20 protein-coding genes and 1 pseudogene are annotated in these 24,219 nt (G+C 73.7%); 14 read left to right on the top strand and 7 right to left on the bottom strand.

Annotated elements, in window-relative coordinates:
* Positions 1 to 23: 23 nt before the first annotated feature.
* Positions 24 to 1,523, bottom strand: a pseudogene (locus A3CO_RS0102795) (carboxyl transferase domain-containing protein); the annotation flags it as partial.
* Positions 1,524 to 1,666: 143 nt separating this feature from the next.
* Here A3CO_RS0102795 and A3CO_RS0102790 point away from each other — a divergent pair.
* Positions 1,667 to 2,239 (top strand): TetR/AcrR family transcriptional regulator, encoded by a 573-nt coding sequence (locus A3CO_RS0102790; protein ID WP_018330710.1) that lies wholly within the window; start codon positions 1,667 to 1,669, stop codon positions 2,237 to 2,239.
* 66 nt (positions 2,240 to 2,305) lie between these two features.
* Complete coding sequence (locus A3CO_RS0102785) at positions 2,306 to 2,824, top strand: potassium channel family protein (protein ID WP_157646939.1); 519 nt, start codon at positions 2,306 to 2,308, stop codon at positions 2,822 to 2,824.
* An 8-nt stretch (positions 2,825 to 2,832) separates the two neighbouring features.
* On the opposite strand, the gene A3CO_RS0102780 is transcribed toward A3CO_RS0102785, so the two are convergent.
* Positions 2,833 to 3,117, bottom strand: a complete 285-nt coding sequence (locus tag A3CO_RS0102780) for a hypothetical protein (protein WP_157646938.1) — start codon at positions 3,115 to 3,117, stop codon at positions 2,833 to 2,835.
* A 212-nt stretch (positions 3,118 to 3,329) separates the two neighbouring features.
* Here A3CO_RS0102780 and A3CO_RS0102775 point away from each other — a divergent pair, with 212 nt between their 5' ends.
* Complete coding sequence (locus A3CO_RS0102775; protein ID WP_020508837.1) at positions 3,330 to 4,487, top strand: DUF2188 domain-containing protein; 1,158 nt, start codon at positions 3,330 to 3,332, stop codon at positions 4,485 to 4,487.
* 67 nt (positions 4,488 to 4,554) lie between these two features.
* Here A3CO_RS0102775 and A3CO_RS38900 read toward each other — a convergent pair whose 3' ends face one another.
* The 4 genes from A3CO_RS38900 to A3CO_RS0102755 form a co-directional block, all read right to left on the bottom strand.
* Positions 4,555 to 5,919 (bottom strand): glycoside hydrolase family 25 domain-containing protein, encoded by a 1,365-nt coding sequence (locus A3CO_RS38900; protein WP_211214370.1) that lies wholly within the window; start codon positions 5,917 to 5,919, stop codon positions 4,555 to 4,557.
* 62 nt (positions 5,920 to 5,981) lie between these two features.
* A complete protein-coding gene (locus A3CO_RS0102765) occupies positions 5,982 to 7,553 on the bottom strand; it encodes an acyl--CoA ligase family protein (RefSeq protein ID WP_018330706.1) in 1,572 nt (523 codons plus the stop codon).
* A 50-nt stretch (positions 7,554 to 7,603) separates the two neighbouring features.
* Positions 7,604 to 8,422 carry an Fpg/Nei family DNA glycosylase gene (locus A3CO_RS0102760; protein WP_018330705.1) on the bottom strand — a complete coding sequence of 273 codons (819 nt, stop codon included), beginning with the start codon at positions 8,420 to 8,422 and terminating at the stop codon, positions 7,604 to 7,606.
* Positions 8,423 to 8,450: 28 nt separating this feature from the next.
* Entirely contained in the window at positions 8,451 to 9,143 is a 693-nt protein-coding gene (locus tag A3CO_RS0102755; RefSeq protein WP_033413279.1) for a TetR/AcrR family transcriptional regulator, read from the bottom strand.
* 50 nt (positions 9,144 to 9,193) lie between these two features.
* On the opposite strand from A3CO_RS0102755, the gene A3CO_RS0102750 reads away from it, so the two are divergent.
* The 9 genes from A3CO_RS0102750 to A3CO_RS0102705 all read left to right on the top strand — a co-directional run bounded on the left by A3CO_RS0102750 (position 9,194) and on the right by A3CO_RS0102705 (position 19,045).
* Entirely contained in the window at positions 9,194 to 10,633 is a 1,440-nt protein-coding gene (locus A3CO_RS0102750; RefSeq protein WP_157646937.1) for an MFS transporter, read from the top strand.
* 117 nt (positions 10,634 to 10,750) lie between these two features.
* Positions 10,751 to 11,215, top strand: a complete 465-nt coding sequence (locus tag A3CO_RS0102745) for a nucleoside deaminase (RefSeq protein ID WP_018330702.1) — start codon at positions 10,751 to 10,753, stop codon at positions 11,213 to 11,215.
* A 35-nt stretch (positions 11,216 to 11,250) separates the two neighbouring features.
* Positions 11,251 to 12,192 carry an isopenicillin N synthase family dioxygenase gene (locus tag A3CO_RS0102740; RefSeq protein ID WP_018330701.1) on the top strand — a complete coding sequence of 314 codons (942 nt, stop codon included), beginning with the start codon at positions 11,251 to 11,253 and terminating at the stop codon, positions 12,190 to 12,192.
* Positions 12,193 to 12,204: 12 nt separating this feature from the next.
* On the top strand, positions 12,205 to 13,602 hold the full coding sequence (locus A3CO_RS0102735; protein ID WP_018330700.1) for a purine-cytosine permease family protein: 1,398 nt from the start codon (positions 12,205 to 12,207) through the stop codon (positions 13,600 to 13,602).
* Between the two features lie 127 nt (positions 13,603 to 13,729).
* Positions 13,730 to 15,244, top strand: coding sequence for an acyl-CoA synthetase (locus A3CO_RS0102730; protein ID WP_018330699.1), 1,515 nt, complete (start codon positions 13,730 to 13,732; stop codon positions 15,242 to 15,244).
* Positions 15,241 to 16,434, top strand: coding sequence for an acyl-CoA dehydrogenase family protein (locus A3CO_RS0102725; protein WP_018330698.1), 1,194 nt, complete (start codon positions 15,241 to 15,243; stop codon positions 16,432 to 16,434). Before A3CO_RS0102730 ends, A3CO_RS0102725 begins: the two co-directional genes overlap by 4 nt.
* A 199-nt stretch (positions 16,435 to 16,633) precedes the next feature.
* Positions 16,634 to 17,224 carry a hypothetical protein gene (locus A3CO_RS0102715; RefSeq protein ID WP_157646936.1) on the top strand — a complete coding sequence of 197 codons (591 nt, stop codon included), beginning with the start codon at positions 16,634 to 16,636 and terminating at the stop codon, positions 17,222 to 17,224.
* A gap of 52 nt (positions 17,225 to 17,276) precedes the next feature.
* On the top strand, positions 17,277 to 18,575 hold the full coding sequence (locus tag A3CO_RS0102710; protein WP_018330695.1) for an O-acetylhomoserine aminocarboxypropyltransferase/cysteine synthase family protein: 1,299 nt from the start codon (positions 17,277 to 17,279) through the stop codon (positions 18,573 to 18,575).
* Complete coding sequence (locus A3CO_RS0102705; protein ID WP_018330694.1) at positions 18,575 to 19,045, top strand: CoA-binding protein; 471 nt, start codon at positions 18,575 to 18,577, stop codon at positions 19,043 to 19,045. The genes A3CO_RS0102710 and A3CO_RS0102705 overlap by 1 nt, the downstream gene beginning before the upstream one ends.
* A 51-nt stretch (positions 19,046 to 19,096) precedes the next feature.
* Here A3CO_RS0102705 and A3CO_RS0102700 read toward each other — a convergent pair whose 3' ends face one another.
* Positions 19,097 to 19,507 carry a hypothetical protein gene (locus tag A3CO_RS0102700; protein ID WP_018330693.1) on the bottom strand — a complete coding sequence of 137 codons (411 nt, stop codon included), beginning with the start codon at positions 19,505 to 19,507 and terminating at the stop codon, positions 19,097 to 19,099.
* A gap of 115 nt (positions 19,508 to 19,622) precedes the next feature.
* On the opposite strand from A3CO_RS0102700, the gene A3CO_RS0102695 reads away from it, so the two are divergent.
* Both A3CO_RS0102695 and hrpA read left to right on the top strand, forming a co-directional pair.
* Positions 19,623 to 20,078 carry a GNAT family N-acetyltransferase gene (locus A3CO_RS0102695; RefSeq protein ID WP_026204223.1) on the top strand — a complete coding sequence of 152 codons (456 nt, stop codon included), beginning with the start codon at positions 19,623 to 19,625 and terminating at the stop codon, positions 20,076 to 20,078.
* 84 nt (positions 20,079 to 20,162) lie between these two features.
* Positions 20,163 to 24,212 carry an ATP-dependent RNA helicase HrpA gene (hrpA, locus tag A3CO_RS0102690; RefSeq protein WP_018330691.1) on the top strand — a complete coding sequence of 1,350 codons (4,050 nt, stop codon included), beginning with the start codon at positions 20,163 to 20,165 and terminating at the stop codon, positions 24,210 to 24,212.
* Positions 24,213 to 24,219: the final 7 nt, after the last annotated feature.

Here is a 24,219-nt window from a genome sequence, read left to right as displayed (position 1 = left end):
CTCCGCTGCCATCCGGGGACGGGCTACATCCGGAACACACCGAACCGTGGGTCGTCGAGCGGCGCGTGGGCACAGGCGGACAGCGCGAGGCCGAGGACGGTGCGGGTGTCGAGCGGGTCGATGACGCCGTCGTCCCAGAGCCGGGCGGTCGAGTAGTACGGGTGGCCCTGGCGCTCGTACTGCTCGCGGACCGAGTCGGCGCTCGACGACCCGACCGTGCCGAGCACCGTCGCGGCCTGCTCGGCGCCCATGACGGAGATGCGCGCGTTCGGCCACATGAACAGGAACCGCGGCGAGTACGCCCGGCCGCTCATCGCGTAGTTGCCGGCGCCGTGGGACCCACCGATCACGACGGTCAGCTTCGGCACCCGCGTCGTCGCCACGGCGGTGACCATCTTCGCGCCGTCCTTCGCGATGCCGCCCGCCTCGTACTCGCGGCCGACCATGAACCCGGTGATGTTCTGCAGGAACACCAGCGGGATGCCGCGCTGGTCGCACAGCTCGACGAAGTGCGCGCCCTTGAGTGCGGACTCGCGGAAGAGCACGCCGTTGTTCGCGACGATGCCGACCGGGTGGCCGTGGATGCGGGCGAACCCGGTGACCAGCGTCGTCCCGTACTCCGCCTTGAACTCGGTGAACCTCGAGCCGTCGACGACCCGGGAGATCACCTCGCGCACGTCGTAGGCGCTGCGCCCGTCGACCGGCACCACGTCGTAGAGCTCGCGCGGGTCCTTCGCCGGGGGTGCGGAGGCGCGGCGCTCCCACGGCGGCGCCGGGTCGGCGGGCAGGGTGTCGACGATGTCGCGGACGATCGCGAGGGCGTGGGCGTCGTCGTCGGCGAGGTGGTCGACCACGCCGGAGGTGCGGGCGTGCAGGTCGCCGCCGCCGAGCTCCTCGGCCGTCACCTCCTCGCCCGTCGCGGCCTTCACCAGCGGCGGGCCGCCGAGGAAGATCGTCCCCTGGTTCCGGACGATCACCGCCTCGTCGCTCATCGCCGGCACGTACGCGCCGCCGGCGGTGCACGACCCGAGCACGGCCGCGATCTGCGGGATGCCCAGCCCGGACATGGTGGCCTGGTTGTAGAAGATGCGGCCGAAGTGCTCGCGGTCGGGGAACACGTTGTCCTGCTCGGGCAGGAAGGCGCCCCCGGAGTCGACGAGGTAGACGCAGGGCAGCCGGTTCTGCAGCGCCACCTCCTGCGCCCGCAGGTGCTTCTTGACCGTCATCGGGTAGTACGTGCCGCCCTTGACGGTGGCGTCGTTCGCCACGACCACGCACGTCCGCCCGGAGATCCGCCCGACCCCGGTGATGATCCCGGCGCCCGGTGCCGCGTCGTCGTACATCCCGTGCGCCGCGAGCGGCGAGAGCTCCAGGAACGGCGACGACGGGTCGAGCAGCGCGTCCACCCGGTCCCGCGGGAGCAGCTTCCCGCGCTCGACGTGACGCTGTCGGCTGCGCTCCGGCCCGCCCAGCCGGACCGCGGCGAGCTTCGCGCGCAGGTCGTCCACCAGCTCGGCGTGGCCGGAGCCGACGGTCGAGCTCCGCTCCGCTGCGTCTCCCGATCCGACGGTCGCGGTCACGGCGTCCTCCTCGGATGTGAACGTTGACTAACACGAGACGTTAGCGAGCGTTCACACGACGGCGCAAGGCCCGTAGTGTCGGCGCCATGGAGCTGATGGCAGGCGCGCCGACCCGTCGTCGGGACCAGATCCTGGTCGAGGCCGCGCGCCTGTTCGCCCGCCACGGGTTCCACGGCACCTCGATCGACGGCATCGGCGCGGCCGCGGGGGTGAGCGGCCCCGCGATCTACCGGCACTTCCCGTCGAAGGAGGGACTGCTCGCCGAGATGCTCGTCGGGATCAGCGAGTACCTGCTCGACGGGGCGCGCGCGATCATCACCGCCCACCCCGACCCCGGCGAGCGGCTGACGGCGCTCATCGACTTCCAGGTCGACTTCGCCCTGCACCGCCCGGAGCTGATCACGGTGCAGGACCGCGACCTCGCCTCGCTCCCCGACGATTCCCGACGGCGGGTCCGCGCGCTGCAGCGCGCCTACGTCGAGGTGTGGGAGGACGTCATCGCGCGGGTCGGCCCGCCGCGCAGCACCGACGAGGTGCGGACCGCCGCGCACGCCGCGTTCGGCCTGATGAACTCCACGCCCCGCAGCGCCTCGCACACCTCGCCGCAGGTGGCGGGCCCGGTGCTCGCCACGATGGTGCGGGCCGCCGTCGCGGCGTGAGTCGGGACGGTCGGCCCTGCCGCGGGACGACGGCCGCCGGGCAGGGTGCCGGTCCGGGAGGACCGCATGGACGAGGAACGCGGCGCGGCGATCCGTCGGGCGGTGGGCGCCGCGGTCCGGTCGACCGTCACGGTGGCCGTGATGGGCTGGCTCTACGCGGTGCTGCCGTTGACGGCACGACCCGACGCCCTCGCCCTCGCCGAGCTGACGATCGGGCTGCTCGCGTTCGCGGGCGCCGCGGTCTGGCAGGTGCGGGCGATCAGCCGCTCCCGGTGGCCGGTGCTGCGGGCGGTCGAGGCGTTCGCCGTGATCGCGCCCCTGTTCGTCCTGATCTTCGCCACCACCTACGTGGTGCTCGCCGCGTCCGAGCCCGGCTCGTTCGACCAGGCGCTCGACCGGGTGGGCGCGCTCTACTTCACCGTCACCGTGCTGGCCACCGTCGGCTTCGGTGACATCGTCCCCGTCACGGCGGCCGCCCGTCTCCTGGTGGTCGGGCAGATGGTGCTCGACCTCGTCCTCATCGGCACCGTCGTCCGGGCGATGCTCGGCGCCGTGGAGACCGGGCGGACCCGCAACCAGCGGTGAGCCGCCGCTCAGAGCCCTGCGGCGCTCGCCGCGCGCGCCCGTCGCACGCGCATCTCCTCGAGCCGGGACCGGACGGAGATACGGCGCTGCACGAGCTCACGCACGTAGTCGTCGCGGCCCTGTTCCTGCTTCTCGTGGATCTGCCGGGTGAGCCGACGCTCGAAGTTCTCGAGGATCGTGAACTCGCCGTTGAGCCGGCGGTACTGGGCCCGGGCCTCCTCGAGGCGCGCGTGCTCGGCCTCGTCCCGGGAGCCGATGACCTGCTCGGGCACCATCGCATCGGGTCTCGTCATGGCGCACCGTCCTTCCGTCGTTCGGACACCCAGCGTCCTCCCCCTCCCGCCCGAGGAGAAGTCCCTCTCGCGAGTTCCGTGCGATCGCCGCCGGCCGGGAGCAGCCTCGTGGCCCCCGTCATAGAGGTGGGCGTGTAGTCGATCGGCGAGGTCGGGCACCTCGGGCCATCGATCCCGAGCCCAGCGTCACGCACATCCCGGAGAGCTATCTCATGGCCGACCGCCACGTCCGCCCGTCCGACGACGGCTGGATCGTCGTCAAGCCCGCCGCCACCCGCCCCAGCGCCCACGCTCCGACACAGGCCGAGGCCATCGCCCGCGCCGTCGAGATCGTGCGCAACGACGGCGGCGGCGCCGTCATGGTCCACGACCTCACCGGCGAACTCGTCGAGGCCACCGAGGTCCCCGCACACACCCAGGACGCCGACCGCATCACCACGGAGCTGTCCGCCGCCGCGGCCGCCGCCGAGGCGAAGCAGACCGGCGAGGACGCCGCCCGCAGGGCGACCGCCGAGGCCGCCCAGGCCGGGGTGGAGGTCGCCGACCTCGACCGCGCCCGCCTCGAGGCGTCCGGCCAGAGCAGCGCCGCCGAGCGCGACGCCGCGAGGAAGAAGGCGGGCTCGAAGGCCGGCGCGTCCTCGTCGTCCGGCTCCTCGTCATCCGGCTCCTCCTCGTCCGCCGCCGGCCCGCGCGCCGTCGCGGACACCGCCGCAGAGCGGGCCGGGACGGTGGCCGACCAGGCCGCCGACTCCGCCCGCAGCGTCGGTGACGAGGCCGCCGACACCGCCGACGAGGTCGGTCACGAGCTCGCGACCACCGGCAAGAAGGTGCGCGGCCACGCCGAGGGCTCCGCCGAGCGGGTGGGCCGGACCGTGTCGGAGGGCGCCGGACAGATCGCCGACGACGCCTCCGCCGCCGCCCAGTCCGTCGAGGCAGCCGCCCGCGACGCCGCCGACGTCGCGCGCGCCAGCGGTCGCGAGGCCGCCTCGGAGGTCCGGGGCACCGCCCGTGAGGTCGCGGGCGAGACCCGGGCGGCCGCCCGCCGGACGGCAGCCTCGGTCGAGGCCACCGCGGCCGACGCGAGCGACGAGCTCCGCAACACCACCCGCCGGGCCGCCCAGCAGGGCGAGAAGCTCGACGAGGAGCTCACCGACGCCGCCGACCGCGCCGGGCAGACGATCCACGCCTACACCGAGGCGGCCGCCGCGCCGCTCGACCACCTCGCCGCGGCGCTCAACCCGGTCCGCATCACCGGCCGGCTGGTCAACGTCGTCACCGTGGTCGGGCTCCGCCTGGTCGGGTCGGCGACCGGCATCGGCGCCAAGAAGGCCGACGAGGGCGCGCGCCGCCTGCAGAACGCCACGCGCTAGATCCACCTCTGCCACGCGACGTGGTCGCACTGCGATCACGTCGCGCGGCAGAACAGGACCTCGACCGTCACCGTGCCCGGGCGCTGACCTCCGGGCTCCGCGGGCCGACCTGGTTCGCGTCGTTGGCGGCCGCGACCTGGTAGAACTCCGTGCTGCCCGCCGGGATCGAGGTGTCGCGCCACGCGCAGGTCGCGGTGCTGCAGGTGAGGACACCGAGGACCGACTCCCGGCCGGCGGCGGTGCCCCGCAGGATCACGTAGCGGTTCACCGGACTCCCACCGGTCTGCGCGGGCGCGGTCCAGCGCAGGACGATGCCGCGGGTCGGGTCGGTCGTCGCGGTCACGCCGGTCGGCGCGCCGGGCGCCGTCGGGGCCGGGGCGCTACTGGTCGGACGGGGCGTCGTGGTGGTCGTGGGCGCGACCGTCGTCGTCGGCGCCACGGTCGTGGTGGGCGCGACAGTCGTCGTCGGCGCGACAGTCGTCGTCGGCGCAACAGTGGTCGTCGGCGCAGCAGTGGTCGTCGGCGCAGCAGTGGTCGTCGGCGCAGCAGTGGTCGTCGGCGCAGCAGTGGTCGTCGGCGCCACGGTCGTCGTCGTCGGAGGCGTCGTGGTCGGCGGGGCCCCGCAGACGAGGTCGCCGTCGAGGTTGCCGTCGGAGTACTGCGCGAGCGCGGTCCTCGCCCCGGTGAAGCTCGTGGCGCAGTTCCGCGAGGCCGCGTCGAGGGTGGAGAGCCCGGCGATCCAGAGCGGCGCCGACTCCAGGGGGCGCTTCGGGGTGAACGCCGACGCCCAGCCGCTCCGGTAGGTGGCGGCGTTCGACGCGGTGTAGCCGCCGGTGATCTGCCCCCACTGGTAGTTCGTGGAGTAGATGCCGACGGTGCCGACGCCGCCGCTCACCAGGGCGTCGACCGCACCCTGCAGGGACGCCGCGTTGGCAGCCGGGGTGCCGTTCCAGCTGTTGGCGAGCTCGACGTCGAGCCACCAGGTCCGGGCGGTCACGCCGCTGCCGACGGCGTTCCTCGCGATCCGCAGCGAGTCCTGGCCGCCGTGCCAGCCGTAGTTGTAGGCGCAGCCCGGGTCGGCGCTCGAGTTCCGGTCGGTGCACAGCGCGGGGTCGCGGGTCCCGCTCTGCGACCAGTAGAACGTGGAGATCGCGCCGGGGTTGCCGGTGTTGACGTAGAGGTCCGCGCCGTTCGCCGTGCGCGACGCCCAGGCGTACTGCGTGGCGAGGCACGGGTTGGCGGTCGAGACCTTGCCGCCGTTGACGCCCACGATGCCGAACCGGCCCGTCGTCGGGAGCGTCGTGCCGCACTGCGGGTAGGAGACGTCGTGCCCGACCGCCCCGGCCGGGGCGGAGACGGCCCACGCGGTCGCGGCACCACCGAGGGCGACGACCACGGAGAGCAGCAGGGCGAGCCACACGCGACGGGACACGCCCCGATGTCGGCCGCACCGTCGCCACGGTTACAGCGCGACATCGGGATGCCCCGATCGGGCTACTCCACGGGTTGCGTCTCCCGCTCCCGCAGCACGTTCTTCTGGATCTTGCCGGTCGAGGTCTTGGGCAGCTCGCCGAAGACGATCCGCTTCGGCGCCTTGTAGCGGGCGAGGTGGGTGCGGACGTGCTCCACGAGGTCGTCGGGGTCGACCTCCTCGCTCGTGGTCACGTAGGCCACCGGGATCTCGCCCCACCGCTCGTCGGGCACCCCGACCACGGCGGACTCGATCACCGCGGGGTGGCTGTCGAGCACCCGCTCCACCTCGACCGACGCGATGTTCTCGCCACCGGAGATGATCACGTCCTTGGACCGGTCGCGGATCTCGACGTAGCCGTCGGCGTGGACCACGCCGAGGTCGCCGGTGCGGAACCAGCCGGCGGCGTCGACCGCGGCGGTGGCGGCGACGTCGCGGTAGTAGCCGAGCATCACGTCGTTGCCGCGGACCACCAGCTCGCCCAGGGTCTCGCCGTCGGCCGGCACGTCGGCGCCCGACTCGGCGATCACCCGCAGCCGGGCCGCCACCACGTTGCCGACGCCCTGGCGGGCCTGCAGGCGGGCCCGCTCGTCGGCGTCGAGGTCGTCCCACTCGGGGTGCCAGTCGTTCACGACGGCGGGTCCGTAGGTCTCGGTCAGCCCGTACAGGTGGGTGATGTCCATGCCGAGCTTCGTCATGCGCGAGAGCAGCGTCGGCGACGGCGGGGCGCCGCCGGTCGCGACGGTGACCCGCTGGTCGAGGGGCGACGCGGTGGACCCGCCCGCGATCATCGTCAGGACCGTCGGGGCGGCGCAGAAGTGCGTGACGCCCTCGTCGCGCAGGAGCCGCCAGATCTCGTCGGCGTCGATGGCGCGCAGGCACACGTGGGTGCCACCGGACGCCGTGACACCCCACGGGAAGCACCAGCCGTCGCAGTGGAACATCGGGAGCGTCCACAGGTAGCGCGACGCCGGGGTGAGCCGCAGGTGGAACGCCATCGCGAGCGCCTGCAGGTAGGCGCCGCGGTGGTGGTACATCACGCCCTTGGGCAGCCCGGTGGTGCCCGAGGTGTAGTTGATCGCGAGCAGCCCGCGCTCGTCGGCGACCGGCACGACGCTGGGCGCCGCCCGCCCGAGCCGATCCTCGTAGTCGTCGCCCTCGAGCAGCAGCGACACCCCCGTCCGCTCGGCGACGGTGCGCGCCATGTCCGCGAGCTCGACGGTGGCCAGCAGCACCCGGGAGCCGGAGTGGGTGACGATGTGGACCAGCTCGTCGGCCGACAGCCGCGTGTTCAGCGGCACCAGCACCCCGCCGGCGAACGGCACGCCGTGGTGGGCCTCGAGCATGACGTGGCTGTTGGTGGCCAGGGCCGCCACGCGGTCACCGGGCCGGACGCCGAGCGCCCCGAGCGCCCCCGCCAGCCGTCGGGAACGGTCGGCGAACTGCGCGTAGGTGAACCGCTGCTCGCCGTCGACGATCGCCGTCCGCTCCGCGAACGCGTGCTCGGAGCGCTCCAGGAACGCGGTGGGGGTCAGCTCGGCGAAGGTGAACGCCGCGGGTGGCGGGGTGTTCGACCTGAACGGTCCGGTGGTCACGGTGGTCCTCCCCGCGGGCGACGGTGGTCCGGACGCCGAGCGTAGGTGGTTCACGCCTGTTCGGCGCTGCACCACCACGTCGTCCGACTTCCCACGGTGCCCTTCTCCATGGGTGCGCCACACCGCGGACACGTCTCGTCCTTCCTGCGGTGCGGGATCACCTCGCCGGTGTGCACGCCGCCGTGCTTGATCGCCTCCCGCGTCGCGTGCCGCAGGACGCGGCGCAGCTCGTCGAGCTGGTCGGTCGAGAGCTCCCCCGAGGGCGTGTGCGGGTCGAGCTTCGCCTCCCACAGCGTCTCGTCGGCGAGGAGGTTCCCCACGCCGGCGATGGCGCCCTGGTCGAGCAGCCGCGCCTTGATCGGGGCGGTGCCCTTCCCGATCCGCTCGCGGAAGTCCTCGCGCGTGATCTCGTAGGCGTCCGGGCCGAGGGCGTCGAGGTCGGGCTCCAGCCGGACCCGCCCGAGCCGGCGCTTGTCGAAGAGCTTGAAGGTGCCGCCGTCGTCGAAGAAGAACGTGACGCGGTCCCACTCCGGCTTCTGCTTCTTCTCGGTGGACTTCTTCGGCAGCCCACCCGCGTACTCGGAGTCGCGGGCACCGTCGGGCCCGGTGATGCGGATGCGCCCACCCATCCCGAGGTGCACCCCGAGGTTCGGGCCGGGTTCGCCGTCGGCGGTGACCGTCTCGCACCACATCGTCTTGCCGAGCCGCTTCGCCGCCGTCAGCCGCCCGCCGACGAGCGCCTTCGCGATCTCGCCGGGCTTGTGGGGACGGCACACGTACTCGTCGGTGTCGTCGACGTCGCTGATGGTGCGGTCGAGCGCCTTCTCCAGGACCTGGCGGGCACTCTCCACCTCGGGCAGCTCGGGCACCCCGTCGTGATACCCCCGTCCCCGCCGCTCACGCCCGGCCGGCGAGTCCGTCCAGCAGGAGGTCGACGGTGAAGTCGAACCGGTCGTGCCCCTCACCCGCGGTCAGCTCGGCCGCGTAGCGGGAGACGTGGGGGAACCGGTCGGCGGGCAGGGCCTCGAACCGCGCGACCAGTTCGGACCGGTCGCGCACCCAGGCGTCGTCGCGGCCCACCACGGACCGCTCGAGGCAGTAGGCGGCGACGTAGAGCACGAGCGCGTCGGCGGTCCAGGCCGCGGCGCGCGGGGGGACGTCGCCCGCGAGCAGGACCCCGAGCAGGCCCTCCTGGAGCCGGAGGACGGCGAGATCGGTCGCCGCCATGGCGAGGGCCGCGCGGGAGATGCCGGGGAAGCGCAGGTACTGGTCGCGCAGCTGCGCGGCGAGGTCGTGGGCCTGCGCGCGCCACCGTGAGGGGTCGGGCTCCGGCGGGGTGATCTCCGCGCACAGCCGGCCGATGAGCAGCTCGTCCAGGTCGGCCTTGTTGACGACGTGGGCGTACAGCGATGCGGGCCCCGTGCCGAGCGTCGTGGCCACCCGCCGCATGGTGAGCGCCTCGTAGCCCTCCTCGGCGACGATCCGCAGCGCGGTGTCGACGATCCGGTCCGGAGTGATGGGCGTGCGGACGGCCGGTGCCGGGTCCCCGACGGCCGCCTGGCGCGCGGCCCGTCGCTCTCGCGCGTTCACGGACCCACTGTAGCTGGACACGAACACTGTTCGTGTGTAGAACAGTGTTCGTGTCAGACGAACAGCAGTCGCTCCGGGGCGCGTGGCTCGCCCTCACCGGTCTCTCGGCGGTCTTCCTGGTCGAGATGCTCGACAACTCCGTGCTCACGGTCGCGCTGCCCACCATCGGGCGGGACCTCGCCGCCTCGACGGCCGGCCTGCAGTGGGTGACCGGCGCCTACTCGGTCGTCTTCGGCGGCCTCATGCTCGTGTTCGGCGCGGCCGCGGACCGCTTCGGCCGGCGCCGGCTGATGACCGTCGGCCTCGTCCTGCTCGGCCTCGCGAGCCTCGCCACGGCCGCCGTCTCCACCGCCCCCGAACTGGTGGCCGTGCGCGCGACGATGGGCGCGGCCGCGGCGATGACCGCACCCGGCGCCGGCGCCCTCGCCTTCCGGCTGTTCGACGACGAGGGCCTGCGGGTCCGGGCCATCACCCTCATCTCGACGGTCGGTCTGGTCGGCCTCGCGATCGGGCCGACGCTCGGCGGCCTCGTCCTCGCCGTCGCGCCGTGGCAGGTGTTGCTCCTGGTGAACGTGCCGGTCGCGGCGCTCGCGATCGTCGCCGTGCGCCGCGGCGTCGCCGCCGACGACCCCGCCGACCTGCACCGCGTCCCGCTCGACCTCCCCGGTGCTGCACTGGGCACCGCGACCGTCGTCCTCGCCCTCGTCGCGCCCACCCTGTTCGTCGAGTCCGGCGCGCGGTCCCCGCTGCCGTGGGTCGCGGCCGTGGCGGCCCTCCTCGCCGCGGTCGGCTTCGTCGTCCGCCAGCGCACGGCGGCCCACCCGCTGCTCGACCTCGGCCTCGTCACCCGGCCGCTCGTCTCCGGTGGCCTCGCATACAAGGCCGCCGCCGGACTCGCGACGGCCGGCCTCGGCTACCTCGTCACCCTCCAGCTGCAGTTCGCGTGGGGCTGGCCGCCCGCCGCCGCGGCGCTCGGGATGCTCCCGCAGGTCGCCGTGCTCCTCGCGACCGGTCCGCTGGTGAACCCGCTCGTCCAGCGGCTCGGCATCCACCGCGCCGCCGGGCTCGGCGCCGGCGCGATCGTCGTCGGCCTCGCCCTCTACACCGCCCTCGGCACCGTCACCTACGTCGGCGTGGCCCTCGCCCTCGCCCTCGTCGCGGCCGGCCTCCGGGTCGCCGGCGTGGTCGCGATGGTCAACGTCCTGCAGGGCCTGCCCGCGAACCGCACCACCATCGGCGCCGCGCTCTCGGACACCGCCACCGAGATCACCTCCGGCACCGGCGTGGCCCTCGCCGGCACGGTCATCGCCGCCCTCTTCACCGGCACGATCACGGCGACCGCCTGGAGCCCGGCCCAGTCCGCCGAGTTCCACGGCGCCGCCCTGCTCGCCGGCGCCCTGCTGACCGTCCTCGCCGCGGCCATGACCGGCTGGGCGATGCTCCGCACCCGCGCAGCGGTGTCCCCGGAGCCCGCGCCAGTCGCGGCCTGATGTCGGGTGCGGTTGCCGCCGGCGAGGGCAGGAGATCGCCGTCGTCATCCGAACGTGTGACACTGCCCCGTCCGACGGACACTTAACGTCGGTGTCACCTTTGGGAAGATCGGACGGATGACGCTGCACCCCGTGCCTGACCCGTCCGAGATGCTCGCCGTCGCGCTGCGTGAGGCGCGCGCGGGTTACGACGCCGGCGGCGTCCCTGTCGGGGCGGCCCTCTTCTCCTCCGACGGCGCGCTGCTCGGGGCCGGGCACAACCGGCGCGTCCAGGACGGCGATCCCGCCACCCACGGCGAGACCGCCGCCTTCCGCGCCGCGGGCCGCCGCCCCGACTACGCGGGCACCACGATGGTCACCACCCTCTCGCCCTGCTTCTTCTGCGCCGGCCTGATCCGCCAGTTCCGCATCCCGCACCTCGTGGTCGGGGAGGCCCGCACCTTCGGTGGGCAGCACGCCTGGCTCGCCGAGCACGGCGTGACGGTGACGGTGCTGGACGACCCGGCCTGCGCCGAGCTGATGAGCCGGTTCGCCGCGGAGCAGCCCGACACCTGGCTCGAGGACATCGGGGGGCCGGAGTGAGACGCAGCGCAGCGGAGTTCGAACAGGTGGGTCCGGTGAGCGGCATCCCGCTGGTCGACATCGCCGACGGGGCCACCCCCGCCGTCGGGAAGGCCCTCGACGCCGCGCTGCAGACCGCGGGCTTCGTGCTGGTCACGGGTCACGGCGTTCCCGACGAGGGGCCGCGCGCGGCCCGGGCGGCCGCGCGGGAGTTCTTCGACCTGCCACCCGAGGTCAAGGCCCGGTACGCCGTGGCCGTCGGCGGGCACGGCTACCTGGGGCCCGGCGCCGAGGCGAACGCCGCCGCCGAGGGGATCGCCGGGCCGCCGGACCTCAAGGAGTCGTGGACCGTCGGCGCGGACCGGCCCACCGGCGACCCCGCGATCGACGCGGTGTGGTTCGCCCCGAACACCTGGCCCGCGGAGGTCCCGGCGCTGCGGCGCGAGCTCGAGGCGCACATGGCACGGATGCGGGCGGTCGCGGAGCGGCTGCTCGAGATCGGCGCCGTGGGCCTCGGGCTGCCCGCCGACCACTTCACGCGTCACGCCCGGCACCCGAGCTACACGCTCAACGTCAACCGGTACCCGCCGTTGACCGAGGTCGGCGCACCCGCCGAGGACCAGTTCCGCATCGGGCCGCACACCGACTTCGGCACGTTCACGGTGCTCGACCGGGAACCCGGTGCGGGCGGCCTGCAGGTGGACATGGACGGCACGTGGGTGGACGCCCCGTACGTCGAGGGCGCCTTCACGATCAACGTCGGCGACCTGCTGTCCCGCTGGACCGGGCAGCGGTGGCGCTCGACCCGGCACCGGGTGCTGCCCCCGCAGACCGCCGCCCCGGACGAGGACCTCGTGAGCCTCGTCTTCTTCTACGAGCTGGACCCGCACACCGTCGTCGAGTCCCTCGGCCCGCCCGTCGGGCACACCGCCGCGCCGCCCGTCCGGGCCGCGGACTACCTGGCGGACAAGCTCGCCGCCATCACCGTCAGTCCCTAGAGGGAGGCCGGAGTGTCCATCGTCGAGGAGCCCAGCGACGTCGTCCTGCGGGACGGGGTCTACGGCGACCGCGTCGTCGCCGTGGAGCCCGGCGGCGCGGAGTTCATCCCGCTCTCGGAGCGCCACGGGCAGGCTCGCCAGCTGTTCTGGACGTGGTGCTCGCCCAACCTCGAGTTCGCCACGATCTTCGTCGGGGTGCTCGCAGTCAGCGCCTTCAGCCTCGGCTTCTGGGGCGCCGTCGTGGGGATCGTGGTCGGCACCGCGCTCGGCTCGCTGACGCACGGCCTGCTCTCCGCGCGGGGCCCGGCCGCGGGCGTGCCGATGATGGTGCTGTCCCGGCTCGGGTTCGGTTTCATCGGCAACGCGCTGCCGGCCGGGCTCAACGCCGTCGTCGGGGGCATCGGCTGGTTCGCGGTGAACAGCGTGTCCGGCGCGCTCGCCCTCGCGACGCTGACGGGCATGCCGACCTGGCTCGGGTTGCTGATCGTGGCCCTGGTCCAGATCGGCGTGGCACTGCTCGGCCACAACCTCATCCACGGCTTCGAGAAGGTCGTACTCCCGGTGCTGGCCGTGGTCTTCGCGATCACGTCCGTGGTGATCCTGACGCAGGTCGACCCGTCCTACACCCCGACCGGCGGCCAGCCCGCCGGCACGGTCGCGGGCTTCCTCCTGACCGTCGGCGCCACCTTCGGCTACGCCGCGGGCTGGAACCCGTACGCGACCGACTACACCCGCTACCTGCCGGCGGACTCGAGCCCGCGGGCGGTCGGCGTGGCCGCGGGGCTCGGCGTCTTCGTGCCCTGCGTGATCCTCGAGATCGTGGGGGCCGCCTCCGCGACGATCGGGAGCGACCCCAACGCCTCGCCCACGGCCGCGTTCACCGAGCACCTGCCCGGCTGGCTCGCGGCGCTGACGCTGCTGTGCATCGCGGTCGGTGCCGTCGCGGCGAACGCCATCAACATCTACTCCGGCGCCATGTCGTTCGTCGCGCTCGGGATCCGGCTGCCGCTGACCCTGCGCCGCGCACTCGCCGTCGGGGTGTTCGGTGTCCTCGGCTTCGTCGTCGCCCTGACCGGCCTGTCCGACGCGGGCGAGGCCTACGAGGGCTTCCTGCTGATCATCGCCTACTGGATCGGCCCGTGGCTCGCCGTCGTGTTCGTCGACTGGTACCTGCGCCGGGGGTCGGGCGAGGCGCTGCTGTTCGACACCGCGCACCGCAACGCCGCCGGGCCGATCGCGATGCTCAGCGGGATGGTGGTCTCGATCGTGCTGTTCTCCAACCAGGTGTCCTTCACCGGGTTCGTGGCGCAGGCCGTGCCGCAGATCGGCGACATCGCCTTCGAGGTCGGCTTCGTCGTCTCGGCGGCGATCTACTGGGCGATGCGCCGGGGAGCGAGGACCGCAGCTTGATCACCGAGCACCCTCGGTGGTCCGCCGGGTCGGCCGACCACCGCGGGTGCTCCTTCGTCGCCCGCTCTTGGCAACCACCCGTGCGGCCGGGCAGGTTGTGCCGGGGTCAGGGCGACGAGGGAGTCGGATGGACGAGAGCATCGGGGCGTGGGTCGCACGCCGGGCCGAGCGGTCGCCGGACGCGGTCGCCCTCGTCGACGGGGTCACCGGGCGGCGCACCACCTACGCCGAGCTCGACGACCGCGTCGCCGCCCGCGCCGCCGACCTCGCCGGGCTGGGCGTCGCCCCGGGCGACCGGGTGGCCCTGCTCGGGGAGAACTCCTGCGCCTACCTGGAGTGGCTCTTCGCCGTGGCCCGGCTCGGGGCGATCGCGGTGCCGGTCAACATGCGGCTCGCACCGGCCGAGGTGGCCTTCGTGCTCACCGACTCGGGCGCCGCACTCCTGGTCCGGTCGGCGGCGTTCACCCCGCTCGGCGACGCGGCGGTGGCCGAGCTCGACGCGCCGCCCGACCTCGTGGACCTGGCCACGGAACCCGGCCCGATCCGTCGTCGGGAAGGGGAGCCCGGACCCGGACGGGGCGACGAGCCCTGCGTGATCATGTACACCTCGGGCACCACCGGCCGTCCGAAGGGCGCGGTGCTCACGCACGACAACATGCTGTGGAACGCGGTCGACATGTGCGTCGCGGGCCCCGGGATCGCCTCCACCGACGTGACGATCGCGGCCGCCCCGCTCTTCCACATCGGCGCGCTCGGGCTCTCGGCGCTGCCGCTGCTCTACGCGGGCGGGACGGTCGTCGTGGTGCCGGCCTTCGACCCGGCCGGCTTCCTCGACCTCATGGCCCGCGAGGGCGTGACGACGCAGTTCCTCGTCCCCGCGATGTGGGCCGCGCTCACCCGCGTGCCCGATCTCGGCGAGCGGTCCTTCCCCGCCCTGCGCTGGGCGATCTCGGGCGGGGCGCCGTGCCCCGTCGTCGTGATCGAGCGCTTCCTGGAGCTCGGCTGGACCTTCACCGAGGGCTTCGGGATGACCGAGCTCTCCCCCGCCGCCCTCTTCCTCGACGCGGCCGACGTGGTGACGCACGCGGGGTCGGTGGGCCGGCCGTTCCTGCACGTCGACGCGCGGCTGGTCGGTCCCGACGACGAGCTCGTCGAGCCGGGGGAGGTCGGGGAACTGGTGCTGCGCGGCCCGACCGTGTTCGCCGGCTACTGGAACCGCCCCGAGGAGACCGCCACGGCGATGCGCGGGGGCTGGTTCCACTCCGGCGACCTCGGGGTGCGGGACGACGACGGGTTCGTCACGCTCGTCGACCGGAAGAAGGACATGATCATCACCGGAGGGGAGAACGTGTACCCGGTCGAGGTGGAGCAGGTGCTCCACCGCCATCCCGCGGTCGCCGACGTCGCCGTCATCGGCGTGGGCGACCCGCGGTGGGGCGAGTCGGTGGTGGCGGTGGTGGTCGCCGACGGCCCGGTGACCGGCGAGGAGCTGATCGCGTTCGCCCGGGACCGGATCGCCCACTTCAAGGCGCCGCGCCGGGTGGAGTTCGTCGCCGAGCTGCCGCGCAACGCGACCGGGAAGCTGCTGAAGCGGGTGCTGCGCGAGCAGTTCGCCGGGTCGGCCGCGGCGGTGGCCCGATGACGGCGGTCGCGACACACGTCAGCCCCTGGGACACCGACGAGCGCCGCGAGCTGCGCGCGCTCGTCCGGCGGTTCACCGAGCGCGAGATCGTCCCGCACCTCGAGGGGTGGGAGGACGCGGGCGCGCTGCCCCGGGAGCTGCACCGTCGGGCCGGGGAGCTCGGGCTGCTCGCGCTCGGGTTCCCCGAGGCGGCGGGCGGCGAGGGCGGGCACCTCGACAGCGCGACCGTCACCGAGGAACTGATCCTCGCGGGCGGGTCGAGCGGACTGGTCGCGGGCCTGTTCACCCACGGCATCGCCGCCCCGCACATCGCCCTCCACGGCTCGCCCGAGCTCGTCGACCGGTTCGTCCGGCCCACGCTGCGCGGCGAGCTGATCGGCTCGCTCGGCATCACCGAGCCCGGCACCGGCTCCGACGTCGCCGCCATCACCACCCGCGCCGTCCGCGACGGCGACGACTACGTGGTGACCGGGGCGAAGACCTTCATCACCTCCGGCACCCGCGCCGACTTCGTGACGACGGCGGTGCGCACCGGCGGCCCCGGCCACCGCGGGGTCTCGCTGCTGGTGATCGAGACCGACCGGCCCGGGGTGCACCGCACCGCGCTGCGCAAGATGGGCTGGCACTGCTCGGACACGGCGACCATCTCCCTCGACGAGGTGCGGGTGCCGGCGGCGAACCTCGTCGGCCCGGAGGGCAGCGGGTTCCGGCAGATCATGGAGCGGTTCGGGTCGGAGCGGCTCTCGCTCGCGGTGCAGGCCTACGCGACCGCGCTGCGCTGTGTGGAGCTGACGATCGCCTGGGCGCGGCAGCGCGAGACGTTCGGCGCGCCCCTGGCGTCCCGCCAGGTCGTCCGGCACCGCATCGCGCAGATGGCCCGCCGGGCCACCGTCGCGCGGACCTACGTGCGGGACGTGTTCCTGCGCTGGGAGGCGGGCGGGACCGGCTCCTCCCCCGGCGGCGCGCTCGCCCCCGACCTCGTCACGGAGCTGGCGATGGCCAAGAACCAGGCCGTGGAGGCGTGCGACTGGGTCGTCGACCAGGCCGTCCAGCTCCACGGCGGCGCCGGGTACCTGCACGGGGTCGAGGTGGAGCGGCACTACCGCGACGCCCGGATCCTCGGCATCGGGGGCGGGACGAACGAGATCATGGACGAGGTCATCGCGGCGCGGCTGGGCCTCGACGGCTGAGACCGGACCCGGACGCGGGAATCGGGCGTCCGGAGGTGGATCCGCGTCGGGACGGGGTACACCCGATCCCATGACCGAGCCGCAGGACGACACCGTCCGGAGCCTGATCGCCCAGGCCCGCGAGGAGATTCTCGACGAGCAGACCGCGACGGACGAGAAAGGCACCCAGGAAGCCGTCGAGTGACCTAGCTTTCGCGATGTGAACACTCCGTTCAGTCCTGGTGAGCCCCAGCAGCCCGCGCCCACGCAGGGCCCACCGGGGTACGGCGTGCCGCAGCCCGGGTTCGGCACGCCCCTGCCCGAGCCGGTGTCGGTCCGTCGGGCGTTCCTGCTCTGGTGCGCGGCGCTCGCCCTGTACGTGATCGCTCAGCTGCTCGGCGTCCTCTTCCCCCCGTCGGCGCAGGACTACGCCGCGTACTTCGACAGCCTCGGACTCCCGCCGGAGGCCGAGCAGCAGGCCATGCAGAACATCGGCTCGGCGGTGACCATCGCCTCGATCGTCGGTCTGGTCGTCACCGTGGTGCTGGCGGGGGTCTTCCTCTGGTTCGGACTCCGCGTCCGCGCGGGCGCGAACTGGGCCCGGATCACCACCGCGATCCTGGCCGGGATCGGCATCCTGTTCTCGCTCGGCGGGGCCGTCACCTCCCTGGTCGCCCCGGTGCCCGTGGCGGCCGGCGGCGTGCCGTCGGTGCTCCAGCTGGTCACCGCCGTCCTCCTGGTCGGGTACCTGGTCCTGCTGTTCCGGAAGCCGTCGAGCGAGTACTTCGCGGCCCGCGCCGTCCCGCGGTGACCGTGATCGATCCGCGCTGACGGGCGCCGTCCGGGCGTGTAGAACGGCGGACGTGGAGAACGCGGAACGACCCTGGGGCTTCGCCACGCGCGCGGTCCACGCCGGCGCGGTGCCCGACTCGTCGGTCGGCGCCCGGGCGGTCCCGATCTACCAGTCGACCAGCTTCGTCTTCGAGGACACGGCCGACGCCGCGAACCTGTTCGCGCTGCAGAAGTACGGCAACATCTACAGCCGCATCGCGAACCCGACGGTCGCGGCGTTCGAGGAGCGGATCGCGAGCCTCGAGGGGGCCCTCGGGGCGGTCGCGACGGCGTCCGGGCAGGCCGCGGAGTTCCTCACGTTCGCCTGCCTCGCCGGCGCGGGCGACCACGTCGTGAGCGCCGCCAGCCTGTACGGCGGAACGGTCACCCAGCTCGACGTCACGCTGCGCCGCTTCGGGGTGGACACCACCTTCGTCGGCGGAGACGACCCGGAGGCCTTCCGCGCCGCGATCCGGCCGGAGACGCGATTCGTGTTCGCCGAGATGGTCACGAACCCCTCCGGCGAGGTCACCGACGTCGAGGCCCTCGCGGCGATCGCCCACGAGGCGAACATCCCGCTGATCATCGACGCCACCACGGCGACGCCCTACCTGTGCCGGCCGATGGAGCACGGCGCGGACATCGTGATCCACTCGGCGACGAAGTTCATCGGGGGCCACGGCACCACGCTCGGCGGCGTCGTGTGCGAGTCCGGTCGCTTCGACTGGGGCAACGGCAACTTCCCGCAGATGACGGAGTCGATCCCGTCCTACGGCGGGCTCTCCTGGTGGGGCAACTTCCAGGAGTACGGGTTCCTCACGAAGCTGCGCTCCGAGCAGCTGCGCGACATCGGCGCAGCCCTCTCCCCACACTCGGCATTCCTGCTGCTACAGGGAGTGGAGACGCTGCCGCAGCGGATGGCCGCGCACGTCGCGAACGCCCAGCGGGTCGCGGAGTGGCTCGAGGCCGACGACCGCGTCGACTGGGTCCGGTACTCCGGGCTCCCCAGCCACCCCCACTACGAGCGGGCCCGCCACTACCTGCCGCAGGGGCCCGGCGCGGTGTTCGCGTTCGGCGTCCGCGGGGGGCGGGAGGCCGGCCGGCGGTTCATCGAGTCGGTGCAGCTCTGCAGCCACCTCGCGAACATCGGTGACGCGCGCACTCTCGTGCTCCACCCGGCGTCCACCACCCACCAGCAGCTCTCCGAGGACCAGCTGCGCGAGGGCGGTGTGCGGCCCGACCTGATCCGCATCAGCGTCGGCATCGAGGACGTCGACGACATCCTCTGGGACCTCGACCAGGCCCTCACCGTCGCCACCAAGGAGGCCTGATGGGCTGGGACGGCCCCACCGCACTCGACCGACAGCAGATCCTGCGGGACACGAAGAGCGTCGCCATGGTCGGCGCCTCGGCGAACCCGGCCCGGGCGTCGAACTTCGTCGCGACCTACCTGCTCTCGAGCACCGACTTCGACGTCTACTTCGTCAACCCGAACGCGAGCGAGATCCTCGGCAGGCCGGTGTGGCCGTCGCTGGCCGAACTCCCCGTGGTCCCCGACCTCGTCGACGTCTTCCGTCGCCCCGAGGACCTCGGCGGCGTGCTCGACGAGACGATCGCCGTCGGCGCGACGACGTTCTGGCTGCAGTTCGGGCTCTACGACGAGGCCCTCGCCCGGCGCGGCGAGGAGGCCGGGCTGACGGTCGTCATGGACCGGTGCCTCAAGGTCGAGCACGCCCGCTTCCACGGCGGCCTGCACCTCGCCGGGTTCAACACCGGGGTGATCAGCGCCCGGAGGCGCTGACCGTGAGTACTTTTCCGTGCTCGGGCACGGAAAAGTACTCACAGGACAACGTCACCTCCGGGCCGGCAGGAACGTCCACACGGCGACCGCGACGGCCCCGATCGTGAGGATCATGGCGCCGGGGACGTGGATCCACAGCGTCGAGCGGCCGCCGAAGTAGGCCTGCACGAACGACAGCACGAACACGAGCAGGGCGATCACGGCGGGCCACAGGGCGGCACCGCGGAGCCGCCACAGGGCGAAGGCGGCGATCATCGCGATGCCCGAGAGCACGTGGAGCACGATCGCCCCGGCCGAGTGCGAGGCCTCGAAGGCGTCGTCGACCGGACGGTTGACCAGTTCGCCTGCCGAGACGAACTGCCAGAGCAGGTTCACGACGGTCAGGACCGCGAACACGCGGAAGGTCGTGAGGATCGGGTCGGAGGCCCGCTGCGCGGGCAGCGTGCCGGTGGTGTGTGCCATCTGGTCCCCTCGTCGGTGGCGTGAGAGCGCATACCCGGAGAACTCCGGACTGAACAGTTGAAAGGACAATATGGCCCGGACCGCGCTGGCACGGTGTGAATTCGGTGAGCATCGGGTGACGCTGCGTCGCGCCACGAGGTCCGACGTGCCCGCCCTCGCCGGGCTCTTCGGCGCCGATCCGGTGTCCGCGGCCCGTGGCGACTCGGGGGAGGGCGACCTCACGGACTACGAGCAGGCGTTCGCGGCGGTCGACGCCGACCCGCGGCACCTGCTGGTGGTGGCGTGCGAGGGCGACGACGGTCCCGTCGTCGGGACCCTGCAGCTCTCGTTCCTGCCCGGCCTCGCGCGGCGCGGGGCCTGGCGCGGACAGATCGAGGCGGTGCAGGTCGCGGCGTCCCGGCGCGGCCGCGGGGTCGGCGGCTGGATGATCGGGTGGGCCGTGGCCGAGTGCCGTCGCCGGGGGTGCGGGCTCGTGCAGCTCACGAGCGCGGTCGAGCGGGTCGACGCGCACCGGTTCTACGAGCGGCTCGGCTTCACCGCGACCCACGTGGGGTTCAAGCTCACGTTCTGACCCGTCGTCGGGAGAGCAGTGGCGCAGCGGGGGACAATGGGGAGTCGGCAGCCCCCAGCAGCATCCACAGACCCCGGGACCGGAGTGACCACAGCGACGACCGCGACCACCGCCGACGTTGACCTCCCCGCACTGCAGCGACGCGTGCGCGCGCTCGGCGGCGCCGACACCCATCGGCTCGCCCGCCGGCTCGACGGTGCGCGGCGGATCGACGACGAGGCGAAGCGGGCCGGGACGCTCGGGAAGATCGCCGCCGACGTCGAGCGCGCCGAGCAGCGCCTGGCACGACGACGGGCCTCGGTCCCGACGATCTCCTACCCCGAGCAGCTGCCGATCGCGGCGCGGGTCGACGACATCAAGGAGGCGCTGGAGCACCACCAGGTCGTGGTGGTCGCCGGGGAGACCGGCTCGGGCAAGACGACGCAGCTGCCGAAGATCGCGCTGGAGCTCGGCCGCGGCGTCACCGGCACGATCGGCCACACCCAGCCGCGGCGGATCGCCGCGCGGACGGTGGCGGAGCGGGTCGCCGAGGAGCTGGGCACGACGGAATCCGACGTCGTCGGCTACCAGGTCCGGTTCACCAGCCGCGCGAGCGAGGACACGCTGGTCAAGCTGATGACCGACGGCATCCTGCTCGCCGAGATCCAGCAGGACCGGCTGCTGCGCCGCTACGACACGCTCATCATCGACGAGGCCCACGAGCGCAGCCTCAACATCGACTTCCTGCTCGGATACCTCGCCCAGCTGCTGCCGCGCCGCCCCGACCTCAAGGTGATCATCACCTCGGCGACGATCGACCCGGAGCGCTTCTCCGCCCACTTCGGGGACGCCCCGATCATCGAGGTCTCGGGCCGCACGTTCCCGGTCGAGATCCGGTACGAGCCGTTGGTGGACCCCGACGAGCCGGGCGGGGCGAGCGGAGCGACGGGGAGGGGCGGGGCCGAGGTGCGCGACCAGCTCGACGGCATCGTCGACGCCGTCACCGAGCTGCGCCGGGAGGGACCGGGCGACGTGCTCGTGTTCCTCGCCGGGGAGCGGGAGATCCGGGACACCGCGGACGCGCTGAACGCGCTGCCGGACAACCCGACCGACCCGCTCGACGTGCTGCCGCTCTACGCCCGGCTCTCCGCCGCCGAGCAGCACCGGGTCTTCGAGCCGAGCCGCGGCGGGAACCGGCGCATCGTCCTCGCCACCAACGTCGCCGAGACGTCCCTGACGGTGCCCGGCATCCGCTACGTGATCGACCCGGGCTACGCGCGCATCTCCCGCTACAGCCAGCGCACCAAGGTGCAGCGGCTGCCGATCGAGAAGATCTCGCAGGCGTCGGCCACTCAGCGCGCGGGCCGGTGCGGCCGCGTCGCGGACGGCATCTGCATCCGGCTCTACGCCGAGGACGACTTCGACGCGCGGCCGGAGTTCACCGACCCCGAGATCCAGCGCACCAACCTCGCCTCGGTGATCCTGCAGATGGCGGGGGCCAAGCTCGGGCCGGTCGAGGAGTTCCCGTTCGTCGACCCGCCGGAGCGGGCGGCGGTCCGTGACGGCGTCCGGCTGCTGACCGAGCTCGGCGCGATCGTCGACGGCGACGCCACCCGGCTCACCGACGTCGGGCGCAACCTCGCGCGGCTGCCCGTCGACCCGCGGATCGCCCGGATGATCCTCGCGGCCGACCAGCTCGGCTGCCTGCACGAGGTCACGGTCATCGCGGCCGGCCTGTCCGCGCAGGACCCGCGCGAGCGCCCGACCGAGAAGACCGCCGAGGCCGACGCCGCGCACGCCCGCTTCGCCGACCCGCGCTCGGACTTCCTGTCCTGGCTGCACCTGTGGGAGCACATCCGCACCCAGCGCCGCGAGCTCACCGGCAACCGGTTCCGCAAGCAGTGCGCCGCGGAGTACCTCAACTTCCTGCGCATCCGCGAGTGGCAGGACCTCGCGGCGCAGCTGCGCCAGCTCACCGACGAGCTCGGGCTCACCCGCAACCAGCCGGCCGAGGAGATCACGAAGGACCTCGCCGACCGCGTGCACCAGGCGCTGCTCACCGGCCTGCTCTCCCAGCTCGGGCTCGCGCTGGAGCCGCCGAAGCCCAAGCAGGGACAGCCGCGGCCGAAGCGCCGGCCGATCACCGAGTTCGAGGGCAGCCGCGGAGCCCGCTTCGCGATCTGGCCCGGGTCGTCGCTGGCGAAGCGGCCCCCGACGTTCGTGATGGCCGCCGAGCTCGTCGAGACCTCGCGGCTCTGGGCGCGCACGGTCGCCGGGATCGACCCGCGGTGGGCCGAGGAGGCGGCGGGCGACCTCGTCACCCGCACCTACTCCGAACCGCGCTGGTCGAAGCGCCGGGGCTCCGCCGTCGCGACCGAGCGGGTCACGCTCTTCGGCGTCCCGCTCGCGATGGACCGCAGCGTCGACTTCGGCCGCATCGACCCGGAGCTCTCCCGCGAGCTGTTCATCCGCCACGCGCTCGTGCAGGGCGAGTGGTCGAGCCGCCACGAGTTCGTCCGCCGCAACGCCGCCGAGCTCGAGCGCGTCGCGGAGATGGAGCGCCGCGCCCGTCGCGAGCTGCTCGTCGACGAGGAGACGATCTACCGCTTCTACGACGAGCGCGTCCCCGCCTCCGTCGTCTCGACCCGGCACTTCGACCGCTGGTGGCAGAAGGAGTCGCGCCGCGACCCGCGGCTGCTCGACCTCGACCCGCGGGCGCTGCTCGCCCACGAGGCTCCCGACGCCGGGTCGTTCCCCGACTCCTGGCATGCCGGCGGGCTCACCCTCCCGCTCTCCTACGCCTTCGAGCCGGGCACCGACACCGACGGCGTCACGGTCACCGTGCCGCTCGCGGTGCTCGGCCAGGTGCGCGCCGAGGACCTCGCGTGGCAGGTGCCGGGGCTGCGCGAGGAGCTGCTGACCTCGCTGATCCGCACCCTGCCCAAGCCGCTGCGCCGCTCCCTGGTCCCCGCGCCCGACACGGCGCGGGCGCTGCTCGCGCGCCTCACCGCGGACCGGCGGCCCGCCGAGGGCGAGTCGCTGCTGCGCGCGCTCACCGAGACGGTCAAGCGGCTGTCGGGCGTCGACGTGCCGGTCGACGTGTGGAACGTGGGCGGCCTGCCGTCGCACCTGCGCCTGACGTTCTCCGTGGTTCGTGACGACGGGTCCGAGGTCGCCTCGGGCGGCGACCTCGGGGCCCTGCGGCGCCGCTACGCGCAGGAGACGAAGGCCGCCGTCGCGAAGGTCGCGGACGGCCTCGAGCGGCGGGGCCTGACGTCGTTCGCCGAGATCGGGGACCTCCCGCGGACCCGCGAGCAGTCCCGGGCCGGCGGCACCGTCACCGCGCACCTCGCCCTGGTGGACGAGGGCTCGACGGTCGGGGTCGGCGTGTTCGACTCCGCGCTGGAGGCCCGCGACGCCATGCGCGCCGGGACGCGCCGACTGCTGCTGCGGTCGGTCTCCTCCCCGGCGCGGTCGCTGGTGCGCTCGCTGGACAACCGCGCGACCCTGCGGCTGAAGAGCGCGATGGCCGAGTCCGACTACTCGGGCGTCGCCGACCTCGCCGACGACTGCGTGGCCGCCGCCGTCGACGGGCTCGTCGTGGCGCTCAGGGGCCCGGTGTGGACCGCGACGGCGTTCGAGACGCTGCGTGGCGACGTCGCCGCCCGGCTGCCCGCGGGGGCGGCCGAGGTGCTGACCCGGGCCGAGACCGTTCTCGCCGAGGCCGGGGTGGTGCGCGGCGCGCTCGACCGGCTGCGCTCGCGGCCCGGCAGCGGGCTGCTGGACCCGGCACTCGAGGACGTCCGTGACCAGCTGTCGACCCTGGTCGGGGGCCGCTTCGTGACCCGTTGGGGCGTGACGCGCCTGCCCGACGTCGCCCGCTGGCTCCGCGCCGCGGCCCGGCGCCTCGACAAGCTCGCCGAGGCCCCCCGCCGCGACGCCGAGCTCATGGCCGAGGTGCACGCCGTGGAGACGACCTACCGCACCCGCCGCCGGGCCGCGGCGCAGGAGCCGCGCACCTTCGACCGCGACGGGTGGGACGCGGTGGCGGTCATGCTGCAGGAGCTGCGGGTCAGCCGGTTCGCCCAGGAGGTGGGCACGGCCGGCCCGATCTCCGAGCAGCGGATCACCAAGGCGCTGAACGCGCTGGGCTGACCCCGAC

This window comes from Actinomycetospora chiangmaiensis DSM 45062, from assembly GCF_000379625.1.
GTDB classification, from domain to species: Bacteria; Actinomycetota; Actinomycetes; order Mycobacteriales; family Pseudonocardiaceae; genus Actinomycetospora; species Actinomycetospora chiangmaiensis.
Note: the sequence above shows the minus strand (reverse complement) of the source record. Positions and strands in the feature narration are given on the sequence as shown.

Bases quoted from the DNA above. Each gene is read 5' to 3' on its own strand.
- A3CO_RS0102790 (WP_018330710.1), top strand. From the start codon at position 1,667: ATGGAGCTGATGGCAGGCGCGCCGACCCGTCGTCGGGACCAGATCCTG.
- A3CO_RS0102785 (WP_157646939.1), top strand. From the start codon at position 2,306: ATGGACGAGGAACGCGGCGCGGCGATCCGTCGGGCGGTGGGCGCCGCG.
- A3CO_RS0102780 (WP_157646938.1), bottom strand. From the start codon at position 3,117: ATGACGAGACCCGATGCGATGGTGCCCGAGCAGGTCATCGGCTCCCGG.
- A3CO_RS0102775 (WP_020508837.1), top strand. From the start codon at position 3,330: ATGGCCGACCGCCACGTCCGCCCGTCCGACGACGGCTGGATCGTCGTC.
- A3CO_RS0102745 (WP_018330702.1), top strand. From the start codon at position 10,751: ATGACGCTGCACCCCGTGCCTGACCCGTCCGAGATGCTCGCCGTCGCG.
- A3CO_RS0102730 (WP_018330699.1), top strand. From the start codon at position 13,730: ATGGACGAGAGCATCGGGGCGTGGGTCGCACGCCGGGCCGAGCGGTCG.
- A3CO_RS0102725 (WP_018330698.1), top strand. From the start codon at position 15,241: ATGACGGCGGTCGCGACACACGTCAGCCCCTGGGACACCGACGAGCGC.
- A3CO_RS0102705 (WP_018330694.1), top strand. From the start codon at position 18,575: ATGGGCTGGGACGGCCCCACCGCACTCGACCGACAGCAGATCCTGCGG.
- A3CO_RS0102700 (WP_018330693.1), bottom strand. From the start codon at position 19,507: ATGGCACACACCACCGGCACGCTGCCCGCGCAGCGGGCCTCCGACCCG.